This is a genomic window from Salipaludibacillus sp. CF4.18, assembly GCF_051262595.1.
GTDB classification, from domain to species: domain Bacteria; phylum Bacillota; class Bacilli; order Bacillales; family Salisediminibacteriaceae; genus Salipaludibacillus; species Salipaludibacillus neizhouensis.
Map to the genome: position 1 here is coordinate 1 of NZ_JBIMEV010000098.1, position 7,292 is coordinate 7,292.

Consider the following 7,292-nt stretch of genomic DNA (forward strand, 5'->3'; position numbering starts at 1 on the left):
ATGTAAAATGATTTATTGATTACAGCCATAAGTATGTACCGCTTCTGTCATATTTTTTACCAGCTATCGCCACTAGATTTACCATTTATTATAAATTCATTTACCAATTGATGACTTCAGTACGCGTATTGACAACGTTAAGGATTTTGAAAGAAAAAAAGCCTAATTCCTCCGCATGTTTAGCGAGGAATTAGGCTTTTCATCTTCAACAAACGGCCTGTTTGTTGAATAGATTAAGTGTTAATCTACAGCTTTCACAAAAATAAGTTTCTAATCCTTCTATTGCTAAAAGACTTTTAGTAATAGTTCTCTTTGAAAAAGGGATTAACTTCTAACCCTTCCTCGTTTTGAATAATCTTCTGATACTTTTTAATGAAAGACGGTGTTTTACTAATATATTCGTCTAAATCATCCTTAAACCTACCAAAACTATAGTTAAAAGTAACTTTATTTACGTATTCTATTATCTCTCTGTCTAAATTTCCATTTTTGAAGTAGTACATTATTTGATCTGAGTTGTCATTAAGATGAATGTAACGTGCACGCCCTTCCCTGAATAATTCATTTATTAAGTAAGTCTTATAATAAAAAAAGAATCCGTGTTTTTTTAGCTGAGAGGTTTGCTCATCTTTCGGTAAGTTATTGTTATCAAATTTTTTAATTAGATTATTAATAAAATCTTCTTTTTCTTCTTCAGGAATATAGTCACCCCTTAACAGAGTTACAGGCAACTCCCAGTATTGGTTTGTATAAGCAGTCATTCTATAAAAGTATCCCTTTTTCCATAAATATCTAATCATAGGAGGTTCATCAGCAATATATTGCACTTGATCAGGAAAGAAATACAGAAAATATGGCAATTTCTCTTGATCTTTCTTTAGAAATGATATAAATCCATTATGAATATCTTTATTATCATGATAAATTAACGTACGCCAAAAGTTTATAAACTTTGCTTCATCAATAAACCCAAGTTCTATTGGTAAATGATTTTTGGCTAGTTCTGCCAAGAAATCTGGAATTTTACGTTTTTCTACAGCCATTGGTATATCATTAATTAAATATTCTGGATCCGAATTAGGTTCAGTATATACAGGATCATAATGCTCTCTAATTTTGTCTTTTAGTCCTGCTTCACCACCATTTACAACAAACTTTGATAGGTGAGATTGTAAAAAAACCCACAAAACCTCGACGTGACTATGTTCTATTTGTGTTTCTTTCGCATGAGCACAATCATTTCTTCTTCTTTTCAAATAATCTAAATCACTTAATAAATGAGTATTAACAAGGAAATACTTACTTTTACTATTCTTATCTGTTTTATTAAGAATGTTGTACGTTTCTTCCTCCCATTTATTTTCATCTCTTATTTTTTTTAGGACCTCATTTTCCCACTGTTCTTTGGTCAAATCATGCGGTTTTGCACTATTTAATAATCTTTCTTTTATAACAACTAAAAAACCAACGTAAGATAATAAGTACGCACCTCTATAGGCAGATACCCTAAAGCATTGAATGGATTCTTCAAATAATTCTCTTGAGTCGGCAGAGAAGTTCTGGCTTCTAACCCAGACTTCAAATGGTATTTTCACTTAATTCCCCCACATCTCTATTTTATTCTAATATGAATAATCCAACAATCTGGTCCTTTTTCTTGAATACATTACTAAACAATCGCATTTTATTGTTGAAGATCTCCTAGCTATAATTAATGGTTCATGTATTAAGCAATCTAAGATTGTTTGGTGTAACTATAAACTATTTAGAAGCTTCCGAACTTGCTAATTTTATTTTTTCAATTATTTTTTCTTGTATGGATTCGCCTATACTAGTGAAAAAGCGCACTTTTTCATCTATAGACCAAGGTGCATCTTCTTTTTCTTTATCATTATGATAACTAGTTAATATTTTAGGTATTATTTCTAAAAAAGTAATTAAGGTTACTATAGATTTTTTTTCATACTCTTGACGCATTAAATGATTTCCTATATAGGTCTCAAAATCGATGTCAATTGTACCGTTTAAGTCTAAAGATATTTCAACTGTTTCTTTTTCATATTCAATTCTTGGCTTAATAAAAGAAACTTGTTCATTTTCAAATAAAAACGCTAAAGTACTTAAAAGGTTCATAATCTTATTTCCCGTACCCTTAACTTCAGCTAATCTATCATTTGTAGATCCCTTAAAACCTATAATTTTTTGTAATAACAAAAGCGAATCCTCATCTAATGAAATTTCACCATAGTTTAGAACTCTGTAAATCATCCATATAAACATGTCCTCACTTATGGTGAATGGATTCAGTGTTAGCTCTAACTTTTTGCTATAATTATTAATTTTCCTTAATATAGTCTTTGTATAATCGCCGCCTGAACGATCGGTGATACACTGAGTATTAATACCATCGGTGTAAATTATTATGTAGCCCGATATAGAATAAATTCTTGAAGATCGCATTTCATTAGTTTCTTCACCTGGGCGCACTCTTTCATACTCATATTCTATGTAATTATAAGTAAATTCCTGATTGTTTAAGGTAATTATCTGATTCTCCTCAAAAATCTTACGAACAAGATATCTTAAATAATCATCTGTTAATGGATCTACTTCAGGAGTTAACCAATGTTCGTAATTCAGCATGTTTTCTAAAATTTCCTCCATGCTGTTCCTTGAATTATCTGTCCATCTTGAAAGTGTCATACAGATACCTCATTTGCTTTTTATTTTTATACCTTTATTTTCCAGCCCTACTTTGAAAAATTTAGTGAATAAACCTAACTTTAATTTAGATTCTATTAAATCTATATTCTTTTCATCTGAATTTTTAAGTACGTCAAAGGTTATGGATTCTGTTAGAGATATATTCTCTTTATTTAAGATCAAACTTTCTAAATCAATAAGGTATGTATTTTTATCCTCATCAAATGATAAATAAGGCTTTGGCTTGGTTTGAACGTCAATCCAGTGAGGAAAGTAAATTTCTATCTTAGAGGAGAACTTTTTATATTTTCCTTCAACATTTAGTTGCATGTAAATTTCTTCAGGGTTTCCCCCTATCGTTATTTCATTTGTATCTTCTTTTTTATTTAAAATATCTATTTTTATATGTAACTTTGCACCTTTGTAAAAGTAATAAACAACAGAAAAAAACATACTTACTAAAATGTTGTAAATACCAAAATCAAGTGTCCATATAATTTTTTTATCTGTAAAATTTAGAAGTTTTGTTATGGATATATCAAAATAAATAAATATTATAACGATTATCAGAATGGCGATATATCTAAGATTTCTTTTTATTTCACTTTTTATCTCTTCTTTTTTATCTGCCATAGAAATACTTTTCTAATACTGGTTTCATTATTTCTCTAAATATTAAATCTAAGTTATCGCCATGAATAATACCATTAGAATATATCTGATACCTTTTGTTTAAGAAATAAATGTCGATACTATTTATATCAATAGATCCGCTATCTGCTGCCCATTCTAATTCCTCTTTCAATTTAACAAAAATTAATTTATCACTTTTCAATTTTGAAATAATTGCCTTTACATTATCTTTAACATCGTTGTCAGTGTTATCTGACATATTTACTTTTAAAATCACTCCATCTAATTGTAAAGTAGCATACAAAATATCTGTCATAATTTCGGAATTAATAATAACCTGTTTCAATCCATCACTTCGCGCTTCTTTTATTACCTGAAAATATCTCTCTATTTCAGGATCATAGGACCGAAGATTTATTTTATTGCGTCCCTTGAATAATTTTCCATAACTGTTCATGATTCCTCCCCGTTGTTAGGGTCATTCTATAATGAATGATTTATTTTTTAGTTTAATTATACTAATACTAATTTTAGCAACTTCACACCAACTATATTATGAGCTTTTCCCTTTTCCCCTAATTTTAACTAACTTCTATTCTTTTCCTGAAAATCCCTTCTTTTCCTCAACAATCTGGCCCAATTGCAGAAGATTAATATTACATTTATTGATTTGAAAATTAATGCCCTTTATAACAGAAGACTTTAAATCATGACAATTAAACCCTTTCATAACCATTTCTTAATACACTGGACTATATTATCTCTTTTCATTTTAACATAAATAACCAATTTTATTCAAACTGAATAAATTTGAATATTCAGTGACTTCCAATCTTGTTTAAATTTTAGACCGAGTAACAATAAAAGTATCCTTGATCCGTTGAAGAATAATTACAAAGCATTGTACGACTATATTTACTGCTGTACCACTTAGTTTACCTCTAGTTAATAAAAGGTATAAAATGAAGTTCCCCTATGATAAAGGTTTTTGATGAGGGTGTTAATTGTTTGTGAAATAAAGTTAGGCTTCTATATTTACCTTTTTGATTTTAGTAGCTGTAAATAAGTTGTAAAATGAGCTGAAAAAAACTCCTCATAATTAAAGGAGTTTTACCATTAGGATACTATTTCAATTTGTTGCTTAACTTTCTCTGTGAGCTTCGGATTCTGTAAGGAGGCTATTTTTCTTATTTTATTAGGAGTAACGATTTCGCTTTTTTCTTGCAATAATTTCACTGCCCATTTCACACGCCGTATTTGAAAGTCCTCCACTGTTTCGACTGACTCGCTTAAAATCTTTTTAGTTAAAGGCATTTTTTCTAATCCATACATTATTTTTGAATAATCTCCCGCCTTTTTCCCAATAGAAGTCCTTGTTAATCGGATGGGTCTTTCACTGCTATTTATCAGTAACAATTCTTTTACCGCGTTCTTTGTTTGTATTGAAATTGTTTTATCCCTTTCTTCCCAAGACACGTGTATCCCCCCATTACTTTTCTTTTGGTGACATGGAGAATTTTCGTCTAACCAAATACGGTCATGTCGATATAGCCATATATATTCTTTTTTAGCTAGTTCCCTTAGTCCTGTGTTAGTTAATCCTAGGTTATCTTTTGTCACCTGGATCCATTTCGACCGATACTTTATTAATGTCTTTATCCGTGCTTGGTTATCAGTTAATATCTGCGGATTACCCTCTATTTTCTTTAACTTTCGAGTGATTGTTAAAGGTGTCACATGAAGAATGTGTGCCGTTTCTTTGATAGTTTTCTGTTCAACTTTTCTTAACCTATAGAGCTCTTTCTCCCATAAAGGACCATATGATTTAATTTGTCCGATCTTATATCGTTCTTCTTCTTTTTCATCTGGGCCTCTCCTCGAGTACACAAATCCACACGTACACGTAAAGGTGCCTACAAGATAGCCTTGTGTTCCCCAATGCACCTTACAGTCAGTAATTACAGCCTGTTCATAGTGATCACTGGCCGCATTGAAGCAAATCCATGGTGTTTTTCCAAATGGATGGTCCTTTTCAACTTGCTTTGTAAGAAATTCCATCGGACTGACAAGTAAAAAATGCATCAATAAAATGCCTTATAGGGTGCGTGACTGATCTAGGTTTAAGAAGGTTGTCGATCCAGTCGTTCGTTCTTCCAGTATGAATTTCACTATGCAGCTGTTCCAAAAATTCTCTTTCGAAAAAATGGTTAAACAACAGTAGCAATTGACTTTTTCTGACCCGCCCTGTATAGCTCGCTAATTCCCGCTGCCTTAGATAATAAGTATATCTTTCCTCTAAAGGTTGTCGATCCACATCTACCAGTGGTGTTGTTAATAAATTGAACACCTCTTTTGAAAGTGCTATCTCATGTTCACTAGAACTCGTTTTCTGTTCCATGGGGGAGGAATCATTTAACATGCTTTTCTTCAACGGATAGATGGTTGGAGAGTTTTCTCGTACGGAAAAATGACATTTGCTCTCTCTTAAACACTCACCATGAATATGACATCTATTAATGCCATTAATTTGATGAGAGCGATGCCAATATGCTTCACCATACTGTTCTATATTCACATACGCACAGGTGAGACATAAACGTAAGTATCTTGGAAAGGAGATCTTGCTCTGTGTGATACCCGCTTGATAAAGGATGGATTTTTTTTCGGAGCCATACATCGCTTGTATTATTTTTTCATTTCGTTCTTTTGACAGAAACGGACAAAATAAAGGGTAAAACGTATGATCCTTCATTAATTTTTCATGACTAAACGGGGTATCCTTAAATAACTTTTGACTGATTTGTTTTAATCGGTTAGGAAACATCAAAGCAATATTCACTGTTTTTAATCCAAACAAGTCATTAGTGGTATCTCTAAATAAGGGGTTACGACTCCAAATATGATATCTTGCTATGACACTGTACAACAGTTCATCAGGATATGGGTGGGGAAAATTAATTGTTATCGCTCCCTTTTTTTTCGTTTTAATACTAGTTTGTACAATTTTCCAAGTATATATACATATTAGTTCGGCTATAATAAATAGTTTCGGAAAAAATATAAGTAAAAGTTTTTATTCTACTCATCGAAGAATTTATATTTAACTATGTGAATAACTGGTTCGGTTTTTAGAGGAAAAAATTGAATTCCTAGGCTACAATTCAAAGTGAAATTACAGGTAAATTAGCATTATAATTAACACACAAAAACGCACAGAATTAACATCTGTGCGTTTTACTCATATTATTTTCTTCTTGAACTAACGCTCTCCGTTAGTTGAATAATTACTACCTTAAGTGATGATAATAACAGAAAGGATGTGAGTTTATGAAGAACGAAGAAATTGTTATTGAGGAATTAAATACTTTATTAAGAGGTACATACATGGGAATTCGTGCTTTAGAACACCATATTCAAAAGCTAGATAATCCTGAATTAAAGCAAAGTTTTCAATCTATGCAACAGGAAGTTAAACAGAATGCTCAAAAACTCGCTGAACGAATCCAAGATTTAGATGGCGTTCCTGCCGATAATGAAGGTGTATCTGGAAGAATTCACAGCGTTATGCATAATATGATGCTTTCTGATAATACAAAGGATATTATTGAAGATGCTTTTAAAGGGGTAGATAATTATGGTATTCATTACTCAGAGGAGGTTGCTAAGGGAGACTTAGACCCAGAAAGTAAAAGAGTTGTGGAGGAAGTTATTAATAGTAATCGTAGGCATGCTGAAGAGTTAAGACAATTATTTCATTAGCTTGATTTTTTACTACCGTTAGAATCTTTTTTTTATTGAAACGACTAGCCATCTCGTGAAACTATATTTATTTGTATTAAATTTACTGTTGGTTTTATTCAATTAACCTCCCTCTATAATCTTTTTGTTTTCTTACGAAAACTCCGTTTATCTAAGGATTTCATAGCTACTCTTTACCACTAGACATTATTTACATT

At 31.3% G+C, this 7,292-nt stretch carries 5 protein-coding genes and 1 pseudogene; 1 reads left to right on the forward strand and 5 read right to left on the reverse strand.

Annotated features, from left to right (window positions below; translation table 11 throughout):
- Nucleotides 1-296: 296 nt before the first annotated feature.
- From ACHABW_RS25010 to ACHABW_RS25030, 5 genes and pseudogenes are all read right to left on the reverse strand, one after another.
- Nucleotides 297-1,595 (reverse strand): hypothetical protein, encoded by a 1,299-nt coding sequence (locus tag ACHABW_RS25010; protein WP_435759658.1) that lies wholly within the window; start codon nt 1,593-1,595, stop codon nt 297-299.
- A 166-nt stretch (nt 1,596-1,761) separates the two neighbouring features.
- A complete protein-coding gene (locus ACHABW_RS25015; protein WP_435759659.1) occupies nt 1,762-2,703 on the reverse strand; it encodes a hypothetical protein in 942 nt (313 codons plus the stop codon).
- Between the two features lie 9 nt (nt 2,704-2,712).
- Nucleotides 2,713-3,336, reverse strand: coding sequence for a hypothetical protein (locus ACHABW_RS25020; protein ID WP_435759661.1), 624 nt, complete (start codon nt 3,334-3,336; stop codon nt 2,713-2,715).
- Nucleotides 3,326-3,793, reverse strand: coding sequence for a hypothetical protein (locus tag ACHABW_RS25025; RefSeq protein WP_435759663.1), 468 nt, complete (start codon nt 3,791-3,793; stop codon nt 3,326-3,328). The genes ACHABW_RS25020 and ACHABW_RS25025 overlap by 11 nt, the downstream gene beginning before the upstream one ends.
- A 659-nt stretch (nt 3,794-4,452) precedes the next feature.
- Nucleotides 4,453-6,397: pseudogene (locus ACHABW_RS25030) on the reverse strand (TnsD family Tn7-like transposition protein).
- Nucleotides 6,398-6,663: 266 nt separating this feature from the next.
- Here ACHABW_RS25030 and ACHABW_RS25035 point away from each other — a divergent pair.
- On the forward strand, nt 6,664-7,095 hold the full coding sequence (locus ACHABW_RS25035) for a DUF2383 domain-containing protein (protein ID WP_435759665.1): 432 nt from the start codon (nt 6,664-6,666) through the stop codon (nt 7,093-7,095).
- The last annotated feature ends 197 nt before the right edge of the window (nt 7,096-7,292 follow it).

Coding starts and splice junctions, on each gene's coding strand:
- ACHABW_RS25015 (WP_435759659.1), bottom strand. CDS start 2,703: ATGACACTTTCAAGATGGACAGATAATTCAAGGAACAGCATGGAGGAA.
- ACHABW_RS25020 (WP_435759661.1), bottom strand. CDS start 3,336: ATGGCAGATAAAAAAGAAGAGATAAAAAGTGAAATAAAAAGAAATCTT.
- ACHABW_RS25025 (WP_435759663.1), bottom strand. CDS start 3,793: ATGAACAGTTATGGAAAATTATTCAAGGGACGCAATAAAATAAATCTT.
- ACHABW_RS25035 (WP_435759665.1), top strand. CDS start 6,664: ATGAAGAACGAAGAAATTGTTATTGAGGAATTAAATACTTTATTAAGA.